A 17,652-nucleotide genomic window follows, 5' to 3' on the forward strand; every position below is an offset into this window, starting at 1 on the left:
CTACCGAGCGAGCCAGCCGCCATCAACCGGCAGCGTAATGCCCTGGACATAATCAGACGCCGGAGCCGCGAGAAAAACGACGGCGCCTGCAAGGTCCGAGGGATCGCCCCAGCGCCCGGACGGGATACGACCGAGGATCTCGGCATTGCGCTTTTCGTCAGCCTGCAGGGCGGCGGTGTTGTTGGTCGCGAAGTATCCGGGCGCAATCGCATTGACGTTTATTCCGTACTGCGCCCATTCATTGGCCAGGATTCTGGTCAGCCCCATCACGCCGGATTTCGACGCGGTATAGGACGGCACCCGGATACCCCCCTGAAAGGACAGCATCGACGCGATATTGATGATCTTGCCGCCTTTTCCAGCGTCACGCATTGCCCGGGCAACGGCCTGGCTCAGGAAGAACAGGGTGCGCAGATTGATGTTCATCACGGCATCCCACTCTTCGGTGGTAAAATCGATGGCGTCGTTCCGCTTGATGATGCCGGCATTGTTGACGAGGATATCCACCCCGCCAAACGTGTCCCGTGTCTCCTGAACGATCCCGTCCACCGGATCTAGGGAGCCGAGGTCAGCCTCGATGACAAGCGCCTTGCGCCCGGCTGCCTCGACCATGCCTACCGTTTCGTCCGGCGCCGAGCGGCCGACCAGTGCGAGATCCGCACCAGCCTCGGCCAGCGCAACAGCCATCCCCTGCCCCAGACCGGTATTGGCGCCCGTCACGATCGCTGTCTTGCCTTCAAGACTGAAACTCGCCTTGCTCATGCGCTTTCCTCCGTCTCAATACGATAAATGGTCGCGTTCATCACGCTGATCAGGATGCGCGAACGTCCCTGATATAGTCCTTGAGGGCACCGTCTTCGGCGTTGGCGAAGAAATACTCCTCGAACTTTTCGCCGGCGATGGCAGCTTTGAGGAGGTCCTGGTCGACGGTCTTCAGGATCGTCAGCATGTCATGGGTCGCGGCGTCCTTGACCTCGTTGAAAATGCCGCGGTTCTTGGCCATGATCGCGGCGCGCTCTTTCGGATAGCCGAGGCCGCGCTCAACCTCGAACAGCTTGCGATAGCAATCCTGCAGGTTCAGTTCCGCGGCCCAGCCAAAGCCCTTGGCATAGGGCATGGCGATCGCATTGCCGTCATTGATCTGGCCAAAGAGGAAGGCATCGGTCGGGTCATAGACGAGGCCGCAGATCACATTAGGCATGGCGTTACAGGCGAGGTTCGAGCCCATGCCCGTCCCGCACCCGGTCACGATGAAGTCCGCCGCCCTCGAATTGATCAGGATCCCGGCGAGCAGACCATTCATGACATAGGTCAGGGACGCTGCATCATCCGCGGAATACATACCATAATGAAAAACCGTATGACCCAGCGGCTCCGCGATTGAAGTTAGCGCATCATTAACGATGCTGCTTTTCGCGGCTTGGCTGTTTTCGATGATAAGCGCAATTTTCATGGCATTCTCCTGTTAATTGCCGGAGTGTACGCTGACAGGGCCGTTTCCCGGTCCTGGCCGACACGCAGCCTGCCGATGCAAGCCATGGCAGCATACGCGGAGCCGGCAGGCGACTAAAAGCATACGCTTCCATCACATGCAATCATATATTGTCATTTTTGCGCATTATCTTGCGTCTGATTTCTTTCCGTGACACTGTGTGAGTCGAACAATGCACGAATGACATTGCCGGTACCAGGAGGACATCATGGCCGATACACGACGAAACTTTCTGAAGATCGCGAGTGCAGGCGCTGTACTCGGCCCGACGCTCCCCTTGATGGCAGCACAGGCGGCCGGAAATGCTGATTCAGGGCAACTTATCTATCAAAACAGCTTTTCGTCAGCAAGCGACATCAAGGACTGGCGTGTCGAGGGCTCGGCCATCATCAAGGCCGAGGACGGCCTGATGGTGATGGAAAATGCCCGGCCGATGGAAGACGGGCAGGCCGCAAATTTCGTTCATTGGTGTCCGGAAGAATTTCCGGCCGATATCGAAGTCAGCTGGAAATTTCGTCCAGTGCGCGAACCTGGCCTCTGTATCCTGATTTTTGCGACAAAGGGAATTGTGAATGGCGCGCTGACCTCTCCTTTCGATGCCCGCCTTGCCGAGCGTCATGGTCTTTATGACCAGTATAATAGCAGCGATCTGGAATATCTCAGCATGTCCTATTTCCGGCGCCGCTGGGAATCGGAGCGCGGTTTGCATGTCGTCAACCTCAGATACGCGCCGGGGTTCAAGTTGCTGCAGACCGGTCCGGACCCGATCCCTTGCGTCCATGAAGGAAATCCGCTTCACCAGCTGGTCCTGCGCAAGCAGGGCCGCCGCGTCACCTTTACCGTGGACGATCTCAAGCTCGTCGACTGGACCGCGCCGGAGGATCAACCGATGCCGGGCAGCGGTCATATCGGTTTCAGGCAAATGGCACCCTTGAAGGCGGAGTATGCCGATTTCCAGGTACGCGCATTGGCCCCCGCATAAATCCTGAACCGCACCGGGCCCATAACAGATACGGCATTCAGCCCCCGTTCACAGGAGGAGGGTAGACATGGATCAGACCGCGGAAATCCGCGCATTTACAATGCAACTTCTCCCCGGGAACGTTGAGGAATATCGTAAGCGGCACGACGAGATCTGGCCGCAACTCAGCAAGCTCCTGTCGGAGTCCGGCATCTACGACTATTCCATCTTTCTCGACCGGCAATCGCTGACGCTGTTTGCCTGCATGAAGCTCGCACCCGGTCACAGCCTGGCGAGCCTGCCTGACCATCCGGTCATGCGGCAATGGTGGGAGTATATGGCGCCCCTGATGGAAACAGCGCCGACAAATGAACCTGTTACCCATGACCTCGACCAGGTCTTCTACATGAAATGATCCCGGTACGTCATCTGACGGCCGGCATAGACCACCGCAATCGGAGTAAGAAATGCCCAACCTTGTCCACTCTATCGAAAGAGCCACCGTTACCGATGCGATCGGCAGGTTGATCGATAACCTGCTGACCATCAAGGACGAGACAGGCGAGTTCCTGCTTCACCTCGAAGACGGACGCATCATAGACACCAAGGGTTGGTCTGGCTGGGAATGGACCCATGGCGTCGGCCTCTTCGGCCTGTGGAATCTCTACCAGCAGAACAAGGACCCGAAGATCCTGGCGATCATCCAGGGCTGGTTTGCCGATCGCTTTGCCGAGGGCACGGCAACAAAGAACATCAACACCGTGGCCCCGTTCCTCACGCTCGCAAATATGTATGATGCGGACCGCGATCTGTCCCATCTTCCCTATCTCGATACATGGGCAGAATGGGTCATGCACGGACTGCCGAGGACGGAGGAAGGCGGTTTCCAGCACGTCGTCTACAACGACATCAACACGGGCGAGATATGGGCCGACACGCTGATGATGTCGGCCTTGCCGCTGGCCCGCATCGGCCAGGTTATCGACCGCCCGCACTATATCGAAGAAGCCAAGCGGCAATTCCTGCTGCACACGAAGTATCTGTGCGATACCGAAACGGGCCTGTGGTTTCATGGCTGGACGTTCCTCGAGCGGCACAATTTCGCCCGGGCGCGCTGGGCACGGGGCAATTGCTGGATCACGATCGCCATTCCGGAGATCATCGAGATGCTCGATCTGAAGCCGGGCGATCATTTCCGCGAGTTTCTCCTCGAAACCTTGCTGTCCCAGGTCAAGGCCCTCGCGAACCATCAGCACGAGAGCGGTCTGTGGCATACGCTGATCGACGATCCTTCCAGCTATCTCGAGGCATCAGCCACGGCGGGCTTTGCCTATGGCATCCTCAAGGGCGTGCGCAAACATTATCTGCCGGCGGAGTTCGAGGATATCGGCATTGCCGCCATCCGCGGCATTCTGGAAAACATCGACGATGCAGGCGAACTGCAACAGGTCAGCTTCGGGACCGATATGGGCGACGATCTGCAGTTCTACCGCGACATCCCCCTGACTTCCATGCCCTATGGCCAAAGCCTGGCCATGTGCGCGCTCGGTGAATTCCTGCGAAAATACATATAGGCTACACGGACGGCTTCACTCCTGTAGGGGACGACCCATGATCCATTCGCTGGTCACATCTCTCACCAAGGCCTGCTGGATCATGCTGGGATCATTCGTCAGTGCCCTGCCGGCCTGTGCGCAGGTCCCGCCAGCCGCTGACCTGGCGTCGGGGCGCCCCGCCGATATCTGGCGCTTCCTTGAGGAAGCCGCCGCGTCGATGGGCGCCGCACCGGACCAGTCCCTTGACTATACCGGCATCAAGGGACAATCCCACCGGATCGAGATTTTCCGCCCCGCCGATGCCGTTCCCGGAGAGCGATATCCCGGACTGGTGCTCTTTCACGGCGGTGCCTGGCGCGAAGGCAGCCCGGTCCAGTTCTACCGCCAGGCCCGGGTCATCGCCGATGCCGGCTTTGTCGTTGCCTTGCCTGAATACAGCATCAGCGATGAGGATGCGAGCACGCCGCACGACGCGCTCGTTGATGCCTTCCGCGCGTGGTCGTTTGTTCATCTATCAGCGCCGGCACTGAATATCGATCCTGCCCGGATCTATGCAGGCGGCGCGTCTGCCGGAGGCCAGCTCGCTGCTGCCCTTGCGACAGTTCCGCCGCCGGAGCCGACCACCAGGCTGACGTCTCCTGCACGCCTTGTCCTGTTCAATCCCGTGATCGACAACGGCCCCGATGGCTATGGCTATTCCCGCGTCAAGGACTACTGGCAGGATTTCTCGCCCCTGCACAATATCGGCGCAGATCATCCGCCGACAGTCATACTCCTCGGCGATTCAGATCGGCTGATCCCGGTCGCAACAGCCGAGGCATACTGCGTCCAAGTGCGCCTTGCCGGCTCCGATTGCTCTGTAAAAATCTACGACAATGCCGGTCACGCCTGGTTCAACCATGATCAGGCTGGTTACGAAGGCACCCTGCGGGACGCCCTTGACTTTCTTCGCAGCATTGATGGCCGCTAAATTCGCTGTGTCTTCTCAATGACAAAAGGAACAGGCTGATGATCCCCTACCGCACACTGTCTCTTTCTCTCATGTGCTCCACTGTTCTGGGAACCATCTCCTGTGTCTCAACGGCTGAGGCCAGGCAACAGCAGCAAGAGACTCGCGAAGACGCAAGGGAAACACGCACAACGGCGCGTGAAAGATGGGACGCTCTGGTCACACAGAGTTTTCGCAACAGGCCAAAGACACAGGCTCATCCATCTCTCGATTATTGGGATTATAGTAATGGGCTTCCAAATGTCCTCATTTATGGGGACTCCATCTCGATCGACTATACGGCGACGGTGCGCGCTGAACTGGACGGCAAAGCGAACGTGATCCGCCTGCCGGCAAACGGATCAGACTCCGGGATGATCATCTCGAAAATGAAGGCCATGCATACCAGTATGAGCGACCCGGCACTGAGCGATCCATGGGCGATGACCTGGGATGTAATCCATTTCAATGCCGGCCTCCATGATCTGAAATACATCTCTGCGGGCAAGATGGACAAGCAGAAAGGCACACAGGTCAATTCGATCGGAACCTATACCAGCAATCTGCGCGAGGCGATCGGCTACTTCCGGGAGATTGCGCCCGATGCTGCACTCATATTCGCTACGACAACGCCGGTGCCGGAAGGGGAACCGGGCCGATTTGTCGAGGACGCTGCAAGGTACAACGAAGCTGCCATTGATGTCATGATGAGCGCGGACGTTGCGATCAACGATCTGTACAGCTTTACCCTGCCACATCTTGACGCGTGGATCGTCGCCCCAGGCAATGTTCACTTCACCCCAGCTGCCAGCGAGCTACAAGGCATCGAGGTCGCACGAATCATCGGACATCATCTCGACAGCGATGGTGATTGATCGGCGATTTCATTTTTGGACATCACCCCTGAAAAATGTCCATCGGCGCGATCTGGAAGCGCGGATTATCCACCAGCAGTTTCCAGGCGTTGTCCTTCATATCGAGATACTCGACATCATCGCGATGATACTGCAGCGCATAGGCAATGCGAGGCGTGTCGGTCGTGTTCGGCCCGCTGCCATGAACCGTCAGCCGGGTAAAGGCAACGGCATCGCCCGCCCTCATCGACAGGGCCTCGTAGTGATCGGGGTCATGCGCAAGTTTCCGGTGAACATTGTCGCCGGCATCGATAGATCCCAGCACACCCTTCTTGTGGGATTGCGGTTCGACCCGCAGACACCCGTTTTCCGGTGTCATGTCTGTCAGAGCGACCCAGATATTGATGGACCCGAGCGCAGGCTCATGCCGCGTATAATTATTATCCTGATGGAAGTCGAACTGACCGCCGCTACAGCCCTTATACGCCGTAAACGGATTATATGGGACTGCCGGCCCACCAATCAGCTGGCTTGCGACCGATTTTGTGCCCTCGCCATTGATCAGCTCATCCAGCAGAGACCCGCGCAGATAGGCTTGTGTCTGTCTCAGGCGATCTGCGTTTGACGTCGCGATCCCGAGCTCTGCCCTGGATAAGCCGGTCTCATGGTGAAGCGCCGCATAGATTTCGTCGACCAAGGCGTCTATTCTGGCCCTGTCGATAAATTCCGGCAGCACAAGATATCCATCATCCTTGTATTTCTGGATTTCATTTTCAGAGAGCTGACGCTGTTTCACGATATTCATTTTAACCTCCTTGAGGCCGTATTGTCATGATGGGCAAAGACGCGCCCGATCAGGCAGGCTGTTGTCCCCGTTATTGTTCATGCGACCATCGTTCGTTCGCCCGTCGCGCCAGGTCGCGGACCTTCATCTCGAACGCGTCAATATCTGCGGCGAAATCAGGATCAAGCGCCCAGTCCGCCGTCGCCCAGTATTCGACGCTTGCCGCCTCTCCCTCTGGTGCCAGAACGGCCAGATGAGACAGGTCATCATTATACGGTTCTTTCCCCGCCGAGGCCGCGTAGACGATCGCCATGCCAAGACCCTCTTGCTTGTCTGTTTGCGCGCCATAGGTGAGCAGGTAATTGACACTGCCGACGTCTCCCGCGCGCATTTCTGCTGCCTCGTGCCGGACAAGGCCGGCGACAAGGTCCCCGGGCAGGGCACCATCGACGGCGAGGCGGTGTATGATGAAATCCGCACCGGTCTCGACCATCACAGTGTGAGTGGCGTCGAGTTCCACGCCCGCAACATTCCAGCCCCGCAGACCGAGGGTAAACCGCGCTGCTGTATCGGACACGCTGGTCGTCACACTGCGCTCCTTTACGTCGGCAGCAACGTGAGCCCCCTCGGGCGTGACGATCGCGGGCGTAGCAAAGCCAAGGCTTTGGCCAACGAAAAGCGGGTCCCGGCCCCATTCCGCCATTTCGAGATAATTGTTGCGGGCCCCGCGCAAGGCCAGGGTTCGGCCCGTCTTGGCGAAGAGGTCGAACCGCGCACGCTCGTCGAAATAGGCGCGCATGCCGAATGCCTGCCCCTCCACGATCGGCCCCTCATAGCGCAGGAGCGGCCCCATGGGTTTGTGATCCTCCGGCGCGACATAGGCGGTGTCATGGGCAAGCGGGACATAATCCCCGTCGCCATCCTGTATCAACAGGAAGGCATCGATCGTACCGCCCTGCAGAAAGCTGACCGGCTTTAGCGAAAACGCATCAACGAGAAACCTTGTCGACTCCTGCAGCGTCTCGATGAAGCCCTCCCGATTGAACCATCCGTGCACGGCATCGGGATAGACTTTGAGGACACAGTCACTTCCCTGCGCCCTGACGCGGTCACAATAAGCTTCTGCGGTGTCGACCGGGATCAGTTCATCGGAATCGCCCAGCATGAAGAGAACGGGCGGATGTTCCTGACCGATATTGTGAAATGGCGAGAAGCGTTCCCAGTCCGCCCCGATCCGGTCAGCGCCATAGCCCCCGGGGCTGTTGTCGATGACCGGGTTGAACAGGACAAGGGCGGCAGGCGGACGATGCCCCGTCACCGATGCCGGCGGCTCCAGTGTCGCCAGGGCTGCCGCCAGATGACCCCCGGCGGACCCGCCTCCGGCACCAATCGCATCCGGATTTATTCCGAGGGCCTGTGCCTGCTCACCGATTGCCTGCCATGCCAGAAACGCATCCTCGACTGACTGTTTCGGTGTGGCGCCATGGGTGTCCTCCAGCCCGTAAACAGGCAGCAGGACCACGAGGCCGAGATCATTCCACACGCGGGCATGCCTGTAGAACTGATCGGGCGTACCTCTCTTCCATCCACCGCCATGATACATGACCACCGCCGGATACTGTGTATCTGATGCGGCCTGCGCCGGTCTGAACACATAGATATCGTGGTCGCGACCTTGCGTGCCGGTATAGGACAGCACGAGATCGGGCTGAGGGGATGACCCCTTTACCTGCTCGGCATCGACGATTATCGCGTCGCTTCCTTCAGCGGCGACGGCCATTAACGGCGCCAGTCCAACGAGCATCGCGGCAACTGCCGCAAGCAGGCTCCGAAGACCTGAGGACATCGAGAAACGATGCAGATTATCGTAGGATGTCATCCTCATCATCACTGGCTCCCTTTCCGCCGCATGAACGACCTATGCAAGCGGTTTTGGCCCAGCATAGATGCTCGCGCCGTCGTGCGCAATTGTGACCTATACTTTTCGATACTGCAAGAAGCTTAGCCGCCTTGCTTCAATACGGATCCGGGCACCCTGCCGCCGAGGGGCATGAGCCTATTCTAGGCTTCTGTTTTCATTATACTTTTCACAACCCGACGCATTGCAACGCCGTGACGCGTATGCGCCACCGGCCTCAGCGCACATGGACTCAACATAAATCGAGCACTTTTTTTATCATAAATGATCGTATAAGATGCCAAATAATCATAATTGCGCACCCGGGAGGAAATCATGAGGTGTCTATCGCTTCCAGGTCTTTTGGCGACTGCCATCATGCCCTTCTTGTTCGCTTCGACAGCCGCAGGGCAAGATTCTTTCAGGGACAAGCTTGTTCTGGATCCTGATGAGACCTGCTCGACCGGCGTGCCCGCCGCAGGGGACATTATTGCCCTCGCCCTGCGAGGCGCCAAGGGAAAGAACTATGTCCGGGCCGGAAACCAGGATGTTCCCCGGCTTGCTGTTCGCGGTGCCGTAACGGACGAATACAGTATCTTTCGGTTCGTACAGGCCGCGACTGAAGACACGGTGGCCCTCTTCAGCTTTGGTCATGAACAGTTCGTGCTCATGGATGAAGAGACACGCCTGTTTGCCCAGGCGGAGGGAAAAGCGGCGTTGCTCATGAGCCTCGAAGATACTGGCGATGGCTATTTCCGGATCAAACTGGACGGCTACCCATTCTGGATGGGCATGAACGCCAACGGCTATCTCGATTTCAGGGCACGTTCCACGGACAACGCGGTGACATTCTGCGCACAACTCATCGCAGCGGAATAAGTGCCTGACGCGGCGACACTCTATACATGCCCCCTCGACCACAAGCCAGAAAGATGGCAAATGACCAGCAGGACAGCCATAATTCACTTTGCATACGGAATGACTGCTGCCCTTGCTGTACCTCTGGGCACCAGCTGCGCAGCTTCGGACAACTCGGAGCCCGCCTCAAGGGAAACCTCCCGTCCCTTGATCTGGGTCAGTTCCTCAGACCGCGCCAGCAATGTCGATGGCCGTGACCTTGTTCAGTGTATTATCGCGCAGGAGGCTGGCGAGACCTACACACATGAGGACCTGCCAGTGGAATTTCTCGGTCGTTTCGCCGTGCTGACTTTATCCGGCTCGGGGGAAATCGAGGAAGCCTATATCGGCGATGGTCAGGCGTTGCGCTTTGGCGACTTCCTGCTGGAGCCAGCCGGATCAGGAACTCCAGCATTCTGGACAGCAAGACGACGCGTGCGCTCTTGTGAAGTACCCAGAAATGAAGAAGCCTTTTTTCAAACAAAATAGGGATTTTTAAACAGGGAGAATACCATGAAGATACATACTCTTGCCTTCGCTGCAGTATTTGCAATTGCCATAGCTGGCCAGAACGCCTTTGCGGCCGGCCTGGAATCGGAGGAGCGCATTGAACAGGTACTCACGCTCTTCGTTGCAAATCCTTCCGAGGAGTTGCCGGTCACCCAGCACCCTGTAAAACCCCAACAGGTCTTCTCGAGGCACTTCAACATCTCTCGTTCGGCTCGAGCCTACCTGCAATTGAGCACCGACCCGTCTCAGGACGCCTATTCCAGCGCGCTCCTGCAAGAGGTGGCGCAATATTACATCGATAATCCGATCGAAATTCCTGACCCGGACGCGACCTACTGGGCGGGTGAATATCATGCGGCAGCGCTGGCCATGTTTGGCATCAACGGCACCGTACGCAAAGGCGCCATTTCCAGAGACGCCGAAATCACGATGCTCGAATACATGGTTGATTATCTGAATTACTGGTCGCGTCCAGACCGTTATCAATTCAGTCTTGAGCACCAGACCTATTACTACTGGAACAGCGAGAATCACTGGTGGCAGGAAATCGTTACCAGCTGGGGCTATCTGCTCGCGCTGAAGGACGATCCGGATTTCAGGGACACGAAGCTCGCGGACGGCAAGACCTTGCAGGAACATTACGAGGTTACTGTCGCCTATATGAAAGAACATATGCGGCAGCGCGCCAAAAAGGGATTTTTCGTTGAAATCTCGAGCGGCGGATACTCCGGCCGCATGCACAATATGTACTATCTGATCCATGACATTTCCCCCGACGAGGATCTGAAGGCCCTTGCCGCCAAGACCCTCGATCTGTGGTGGTCCTTCTGGGCCGAGGAGCAGATTTCCGGCGAGCGTGGCGGCGGCAAGGTCAGGCACCGGCGATTACGGGGCCTGCTTCCCAACACGGAAATCCACATGGTGCCGGCCTGGTATTACTTTGGCATCGGTACCCGGAACAAGGACTATCTCAAGGATCTCGACGGCGATTCTACCGTCATGGCGGGCAATTACATGGCGCTGCTGTCAAATTATCGCCCCGCCCCGATCATCTACAAGATTTTGGCGGACCGCGAGACGGCACCAGCCTACGCGATCACGCAGCGTCGCGTAGGAAAATCTGCCGGACAGGACGAGGATTTGCCGGAGGCACTGATCGCTCCGAACCCGGAAAGGGATCTCTATGGAAACACCGGCATCCCGAAGCACAAGTTTTTCGACTATGAAAACGGCAGTGTCCTGAAATACTCCTGGGTCAGCCCGAATTTCATTCTTGGCACCAATATGCGCCCACCCTACGACGTCCAGGAATGGGTCGCCGGCCAGGCGCAGAGCTGGTGGCATGGCCTGCTGCTGAAGAGCAACAAGACCGGCTATCCGGACCGGGTCGTGCCGACACTGATCTATCCGAGCGATTCGATGGGCGAGCAATATGCGGTGCAGTCGAAGACGAGTTTCATGGCGCGGAAGCTGAACGATTCATGGAGCCAGGTGTCGGACAATACGGACTTCCCGATGGGCGTGTTCGTCTCGGAAGGGCTGAAGAACGATACGACACTCGATGGCGACTTCATTTTCATTGAGGGCCCAACTGCCTGGGTCGCCGTGAGAGCTGCCAAGACAGGGTTTGCGCGGTCTGACGAGATCCTTACCGCCGCTCAACAGAATGCAGGCAACTTCTACCTGCTTGAGACGGATACCCAGCCCGTCATCATCGAGGTAGCCGAGCATGGCGACTATACGGATTTCACGGAGTTTGAGGCAACCGTTCGGAACGCGAAGCTTTCGTTCGAAAACGGTGCCTATCACTATGAAAGCCTCTCCGGTGACAGGCTGACGATGTTTGATGATCGATCCGCACCAATGATCAACGATCAAACCGTTAATTTTCACCCTGCCATGGCCTATGACAGCCGGTACATTTCGTCTGCCTGGGACAGCGGGATTATCACGATCACTGTTGGCGACGAGTTGCACGTTATCGATTTTACCGTACACTGATCTATAATAATGAGATGGCAAGTCCTCTCTGGGAAGGCAATGATCATGAAAACCAGAATTTCAGTCGTTGGGCTCGTATTCGCCCTGACCAGCCTCGCTACCGCTGCTGCCGGCATGGATCCGGAGACGGAGGAGCGCATCGACCAGGCGCTGACTCATTTCGTATCGAATCCTGTCCCGGAACTATCCATCACCCAGCACCCCGAACATGAAGAGGAAATATTTTCTCGCCTGTTCAATATCTCCCTCTCTGCCAGGGCCTATCTGCAATTGAAAACCGACCCCGGGAAGGACAGGCAATCAGCCATGTTGCTCGACAAGGTGGCTGAATATTATCTGGACAATCCCGCCCAGACCAAAGCACCGCACAGTTCCTACTGGGCCGGTGAGTATCATGCATCAGCCATTGCCATGTTCGGCACGAACGGAACAGAAAGAAAGGGAGCAATCCCGCGCGATGTCGAAATCAGGCTACTGGATTACATGGTTGAGTATCTCAACTTCTGGTCCAAGCTCGATCATTATGAGTTCAGCCTGAAGCACCAGACCTATTATTACTGGAACAGTGAAAATCACTGGTGGCAGGAAATCGTCACCGCCTGGGGATACCTGCTCGTGCTCAAGGAGGATCCGGACTTCAGGGATGTCATATTGCAAGATGGAAAGTCCTTGCAGGAACATTTCGACGCAACCAGCGCATACATGCGCCAGCACATGATCCAGCGTGCCAGCAAGGGCTTTCTGACGGAGATTTCGAGTGGCGGCTATTCCGGGCGCATGCACAGCATGTATTACCTGATTTACGATCTGTCTCCTGATGAAAATATGAAGGCACTGGCGCAGAAATCACTGGACCTGTGGTGGACATTCTGGGCCGAGGAGCAGATTTCCGGCGAGCGCGGCGGCGGCAAGGTGCGGCATCGCAAGCTGCGCGGGCTCTTGCCGAATTCGGAATCCCATATGATTCCTGCCTGGATCTATTTCGGCACCGGCGGTCGGGGTCTTGATCACCTCAAAACCCTGAAGGACGATACCACGGCAGGGGCGGTAAACTATCAATTGGTCCTGTCTGACTATCGCCCGGCGCCGATCATCTACGCCATCCTCGAAGACAGGCACAGCGCGCCTGCCTATTCGATTACCCAACGGCGGATCGGCAAGTCCGCCGGTGATGATCCCGATATTCCCGAAGAGCTGATACCGGTTCCGGAGAACATCTATCCGATCAGGCCAAAACTCTATGATGTCGAGGAGTCCGATGTCCTTAAATATTCATGGGTCAGCCCGAATTTCGTTTTGGGCACGAATATGCGCCCGCCCTACCACTCGACGGCATGGGAAGCAGGCAGTGCGCAAGGCTGGTGGCATGGGCTTCTGCTGGCAGGTGATGATCCGACCTATCCGGAACGGGTTGTCCCGACACTGATCTATCCCAAGGATGCCATGGGAGAACAATATGCCGTGCAATTTGAAGGCAGTTTCATCGCCCGCAAACTTGAAGACGTATGGAGCGAATTTGGGAGTGATAACAGGCAGTATCCAATGGGTATTTTCATCTCTGAGGGCCTGAAGGAACACACGACCGTCGACGGCGACATCATCTTTATCGACAGCCCGAATGCGTGGGTCGCGATCCGCGCCGCTTTCACGACCTTCGAACAGGCGGATGACCTGCTTGCCCCCAAGCACGCAGATCGGGGAAATTTCTACAGGCTGAAGGCCGATGGACAGCCGGTGATTATCGAAGTTGCGGAGCATGGGGACTATGCAAGCTTCGAGACCTTCCGGACGGCAGCGCTGAACGCGCAGATCGTCCATGATGGCGGCAGCTATCAATATGACAGCCTGTCCGGAAAAAGGCTGACGATGTTTGATGATCGCTCTCATCCAATGATTGATGATCAGCCGGTAAACTATAATCCTGAGTTCGCATATGAAAGCCGGTATGTCTCCTCACCCTGGGACTCAGGGATCATCACGATCACCGCAGGTGGACAGCAGCACATTCTCGATTTCACTGTACACTGAATTTGTTTAATTCGCTTTGCTCTGCTCCGCGATTTGCCTTTGTAATGGAACGCCGTCACCGCATTGCGGTTTCGCCCATCAGAAGACAGGCCGTGCCGACAGGCACCGGCAATGAAGTGTTCAACCAGCCGCTTGTCTGAAAATGCGTTGGTTTTGAATGCTTCAGACTACGCCTGTGGTACGTCAATCTAGCGCAAATCTGCCGGGTTCAGGTCAGCCCCTGAAACTGGATCGTTTCATTTTGGAGTTTCCGTTATTCCGGAACCGCCTGACGAGCACCAGCGACGCCCGGTCAAAATGGCCGGAATTGGGCGAATAACTGGTCTCTCTGTGCGCGGAATATAGCGGAATTTCAAAGCCAGGCATTTGAAATTCAAAGAGCAATTACAAGGACTTACAGAGACCCCGGTTCGCTCGGAAAATGCTGGCGGACAGAGAGGGATTCGAACCCTCGAGACGATTGCTCGCCTACACGCGTTCCAGGCGTGCGCCTTCGACCACTCGGCCACCTGCCCAGCAAGAGAGCGGGACTATAGCGTCACCGACTGACGATGCAAGCGCCGATTTTGCCGTTTTTCGCCGGATTTTCACGGCTCTTGCATCATTCTTGCGAGGGTCGGCCTGTTGCGATAGGCTTGGCGCGTCAGTAACGGGGTCAGGCCCGTGCCGTGTCGGGGATCTGGCATGATCGCGGCGCGGCAACGGGTATAAAACGGGGCGTTTTCATGGGTATTTTCCGGCTGCTTTCCTGGATTTTCGTGGCCATCGGCCTGATGCTGGTCGGGGCCGATATCGTGTCCTGGCTCGAAACGGGCGAGATCACCATCCGCACCACGGCAGAGGTGATGAACCTTGTCGGGATCGGCGTGTCCGCCGATGTCGGCGACGGCGCGGCGGCGAAGGTCGCCAATTTCATCCTCAACGTGCCGCTCTGGGCCCTCATCGGCGGGATCGGCATCATCATGACGCTGATCTTCCGCCCGCTCGACTAGATCAACCGGGCCTTCACAGGGAACCCTGCGACGGCGGAAAAGCTGAACGTTTCCAGAGCGTTAGAGCAGATTTTCTGCGTCTGTACAGGCGCGGGCTGCGTGGGCGTGGTCTGCGGGCGTGCCGATACGGCCGCCGGCAAGGCCGTCCCGCAACCGGTATTGCGGGTTTGCACGCGTCGCTCATCGCGCTACTTGTGATGAGGATCAGCCAGAGTGGAGCGAGCATGCCTTTTCCGACACGACCGATAGTCACCATTCTCGGCGTCATGGCGGCCCTGTCCGCGATGGTCCAGACAAGCGCCGCCCGGATCGAGGCCACGACACAGGAGAACGGGATGCCCCCTGCCCGCCAGCTGACGATAGACGACCTGCATGCCGAGGGCGGGCTCGACGGCCCGGCCCTGCGCCAGCCGCGGGTCTCGCCCGATGGCCGCCTGGTCACCCTGTTGCGCGGGCGCGAGGACGATGCGAGCCAGCTCGACTTGTGGGCCTATGACACCGCGACGGGCGACGCCTCGATGCTGGTCTCCTCCACCGATCTCGTCGGCGATGTCGACCTGTCCGAGGAAGAAAAGAACCGGCGCGAGCGCCAGCGCATCTATGCCAGCGGCATCGTCTCCTATCAGTGGGACGCGAAGGGCGCGCAGATCCTGTTTCCCCTCGGCGGCGATATCTTCCTCTACCAGCTGGCCGACGGCAGGGCGGTGAAGGTCACCGACACCGGCACCTTCGAGACCGACCCGAAGATTTCCCCAGCGGGCCGCTATGTCTCCTTCATTCGCAATGACGAATTGTTTGTCTATGACCTTGCGACGGGCACGGAGCAACAGCTCTCCAGCGGCGCGACCGGCACCATCCGCAATGGCGTGTCGGAATTCGTCGCCCAGGAGGAGCTTGACCGTGACACCGGCTATTGGTGGTCGCCGGATGACCGGCTGATCGCCTATACACAGATCGACGAAAGCCCCGTCGATATCGTCGAGCGGCTGGATTTCGGGCCTGACGGCACACGCACGATCAGCCAGCGCTATCCCTTTGCGGGCACGGACAATGTCACCATCCGCCTCGGCGTCGTGCCGGCGGCCGGCGGCGAAACGGTCTGGGTCGACCTCGGCACCGAACAGGATATCTATCTTGCCGATGCGACATGGGCAGCCGATGGCGGGCAGCTTTATGTCACCCTCCTGTCCCGCGACCAGAAGACGCTGCGCGTTCTCGCTGTCGCGCCGGAGACGGGCGCCAGCAGCACCCTCATGGAGGAGACGCGCGAGACCTGGATCAATCTGCGCGGCGGCATGCGGCCGCTCAAGGACGGCTCCTTCCTGTGGGAATCCGAACGCGACGGTTTCAACCACATCTATCATCACGCCGCAGACGGATCATTGATTGCCCGGGTCACCCGAGGAGACTGGGTCGTCTCCGGCATCGACTGCGTCGATGAAGCCAGTGGTGCACTCTATTTCACCGGCTGGACCGAGACCCCGCTCGAGCGCCATGTCTATCGCGTGTCCCTGTCCGGCGGCGCGCCGGTGCAGGTCTCCGAGGGCGAGGGCTGGCACGGGGCGAGCTTTGCCGGCAGCTGCGATGTCTGGATCAATACCTTCTCGGCACCAGACCAGCCGTCGCAGGCGCGGGTGCGCAAGGCCGATGGCGAACATCTTTTCTGGCTGAAGGAGAACCGGCTCGATGCCGATCATCCCTATGCGCCCTTTATCGCGTCCCATGTCGCACCGGAATTCGGTACGATCGAGGCCGATGACGGCACGCCGCTCCACTATCAGGTGATGAAACCGGACCTCGCTCCGGGGCAGAAGGTCCCCGCCATCATCCGCGTCTATGGCGGCCCCCACGCCCAGACCGTGCAAAAGGACTGGACGGGCGCCTATGACCAGATGCTGGTCGACAAGGGCTATGTCGTCTTCCGGCTCGACAATCGCGGCGCGTGGAACCGCGGCACGGCGTTCGAGAACCCGCTCTACCGCGCCATGGGCTCGGTCGAGGTCGCGGACCAGGCTGCCGGCGCGCGCTGGCTCGCCGCGCAGACTTACGTCGATGCCGGCAATATCGGCGTGTTCGGCTGGTCCTATGGCGGTTACATGACCCTGCACATGCTGGCCCAGAACCCGGAACTTTACAAGGCAGGCGTCTCCGGCGCGCCGGTCACCGACTGGCGCACCTATGATACAGCCTATACGGAGCGTTACATGGGCGATCCGCGCGAGGTCGCCGATGCCTATGACCGTTCTGCCGTCTTCGCCCATCTGGGTGGCATGAAGGATGACAGCCTGTTGCTGATCCATGGCATGGCCGACGACAATGTCATCTTCCAGAACTCCGTCGACCTGATGGCCGCCCTGCATGAGCGCGATGTCGCCTTCGAGATGATGACCTATCCGGGCGAGAAGCACGGCTTCCGCAAGCGCGAGAACAAGCGCCACATGGACCGGCTGGTGGTCGACTTCTTCGAGCGGCGGTTGAAGTAGAGGCTTGGGAGAATCACAACAGCCTTCCTCAGCTCAGGTCACGAGGATGAGACTCTTTTAGTCAATCAAGGCCATTAAGGCACTTTATGCCTTAATGGCCTTGGTGGCATTCTCATTTCAGGGAAAGAAAGCTGTCAAGGATGAAACCCTCCGGGCACGAAGTGTCCTTGACAGCTTTCTTTCCCTGAAATACCCGCGGGACTAATTAA

The 17,652-nt window shown here is 57.9% G+C and carries 15 protein-coding genes and 1 tRNA gene; 11 read left to right on the forward strand and 5 right to left on the reverse strand.

Features of this window, described 5'->3' with window-relative positions; genetic code table 11:
- Positions 1-762, reverse strand: coding sequence for a 2-dehydro-3-deoxy-D-gluconate 5-dehydrogenase KduD (kduD, locus tag IEV88_RS10545; RefSeq protein WP_188158483.1), 762 nt, complete (start codon positions 760-762; stop codon positions 1-3).
- 49 nt (positions 763-811) lie between these two features.
- Positions 812-1,453: an RpiB/LacA/LacB family sugar-phosphate isomerase gene (locus IEV88_RS10550; protein ID WP_188158482.1), complete on the reverse strand. Its 642-nt coding sequence runs from the start codon at positions 1,451-1,453 to the stop codon at positions 812-814.
- Between the two features lie 247 nt (positions 1,454-1,700).
- On the opposite strand from IEV88_RS10550, the gene IEV88_RS10555 reads away from it, so the two are divergent.
- The 5 genes from IEV88_RS10555 to IEV88_RS10575 all read left to right on the forward strand — a co-directional run bounded on the left by IEV88_RS10555 (position 1,701) and on the right by IEV88_RS10575 (position 5,872).
- On the forward strand, positions 1,701-2,474 hold the full coding sequence (locus tag IEV88_RS10555; RefSeq protein WP_188158481.1) for a DUF1961 family protein: 774 nt from the start codon (positions 1,701-1,703) through the stop codon (positions 2,472-2,474).
- A 67-nt stretch (positions 2,475-2,541) separates the two neighbouring features.
- Positions 2,542-2,868: an L-rhamnose mutarotase gene (rhaM, locus tag IEV88_RS10560; RefSeq protein WP_188158480.1), complete on the forward strand. Its 327-nt coding sequence runs from the start codon at positions 2,542-2,544 to the stop codon at positions 2,866-2,868.
- A 52-nt stretch (positions 2,869-2,920) separates the two neighbouring features.
- Positions 2,921-4,027, forward strand: coding sequence for a beta-galactosidase BglB (bglB, locus tag IEV88_RS10565; protein WP_188158479.1), 1,107 nt, complete (start codon positions 2,921-2,923; stop codon positions 4,025-4,027).
- A 37-nt stretch (positions 4,028-4,064) separates the two neighbouring features.
- Entirely contained in the window at positions 4,065-4,979 is a 915-nt protein-coding gene (locus tag IEV88_RS10570; RefSeq protein WP_188158478.1) for an alpha/beta hydrolase, read from the forward strand.
- A gap of 38 nt (positions 4,980-5,017) precedes the next feature.
- On the forward strand, positions 5,018-5,872 hold the full coding sequence (locus IEV88_RS10575; protein ID WP_188158477.1) for an SGNH/GDSL hydrolase family protein: 855 nt from the start codon (positions 5,018-5,020) through the stop codon (positions 5,870-5,872).
- Between the two features lie 22 nt (positions 5,873-5,894).
- On the opposite strand, the gene IEV88_RS10580 is transcribed toward IEV88_RS10575, so the two are convergent.
- Entirely contained in the window at positions 5,895-6,656 is a 762-nt protein-coding gene (locus IEV88_RS10580; protein ID WP_188158476.1) for a phytanoyl-CoA dioxygenase family protein, read from the reverse strand.
- A 70-nt stretch (positions 6,657-6,726) separates the two neighbouring features.
- A complete protein-coding gene (locus tag IEV88_RS10585; RefSeq protein WP_188158475.1) occupies positions 6,727-8,439 on the reverse strand; it encodes a DUF4861 family protein in 1,713 nt (570 codons plus the stop codon).
- A 471-nt stretch (positions 8,440-8,910) separates the two neighbouring features.
- Here IEV88_RS10585 and IEV88_RS10590 point away from each other — a divergent pair, with 471 nt between their 5' ends.
- From IEV88_RS10590 to IEV88_RS10605, 4 genes are all read left to right on the forward strand, one after another.
- On the forward strand, positions 8,911-9,411 hold the full coding sequence (locus IEV88_RS10590; protein WP_188158474.1) for a hypothetical protein: 501 nt from the start codon (positions 8,911-8,913) through the stop codon (positions 9,409-9,411).
- A 186-nt stretch (positions 9,412-9,597) separates the two neighbouring features.
- Positions 9,598-9,918, forward strand: a complete 321-nt coding sequence (locus IEV88_RS10595) for an endo-acting ulvan lysase-like protein (protein WP_188158473.1) — start codon at positions 9,598-9,600, stop codon at positions 9,916-9,918.
- A 24-nt stretch (positions 9,919-9,942) separates the two neighbouring features.
- Complete coding sequence (locus IEV88_RS10600; protein ID WP_188158472.1) at positions 9,943-11,940, forward strand: hypothetical protein; 1,998 nt, start codon at positions 9,943-9,945, stop codon at positions 11,938-11,940.
- Positions 11,941-11,985: 45 nt separating this feature from the next.
- The gene (locus IEV88_RS10605; RefSeq protein ID WP_188158471.1) at positions 11,986-13,968 is read left to right on the forward strand and encodes a hypothetical protein; all 1,983 of its coding nucleotides are present in this window, start codon (positions 11,986-11,988) and stop codon (positions 13,966-13,968) included.
- A gap of 425 nt (positions 13,969-14,393) precedes the next feature.
- On the opposite strand, the gene IEV88_RS10610 is transcribed toward IEV88_RS10605, so the two are convergent.
- A tRNA-Ser gene (locus tag IEV88_RS10610) sits at positions 14,394-14,483 on the reverse strand.
- Between the two features lie 210 nt (positions 14,484-14,693).
- Here IEV88_RS10610 and IEV88_RS10615 point away from each other — a divergent pair.
- Positions 14,694-14,960, forward strand: a complete 267-nt coding sequence (locus IEV88_RS10615) for a hypothetical protein (RefSeq protein ID WP_188158470.1) — start codon at positions 14,694-14,696, stop codon at positions 14,958-14,960.
- 224 nt (positions 14,961-15,184) lie between these two features.
- A complete protein-coding gene (locus IEV88_RS10620) occupies positions 15,185-17,443 on the forward strand; it encodes a S9 family peptidase (RefSeq protein ID WP_188158469.1) in 2,259 nt (752 codons plus the stop codon).
- Positions 17,444-17,652 lie beyond the last annotated feature (209 nt).

It is taken from the genome of Aquisalinus flavus (genome assembly GCF_014640095.1).
Taxonomy (GTDB): domain Bacteria; phylum Pseudomonadota; class Alphaproteobacteria; order Caulobacterales; family Parvularculaceae; genus Aquisalinus; species Aquisalinus flavus.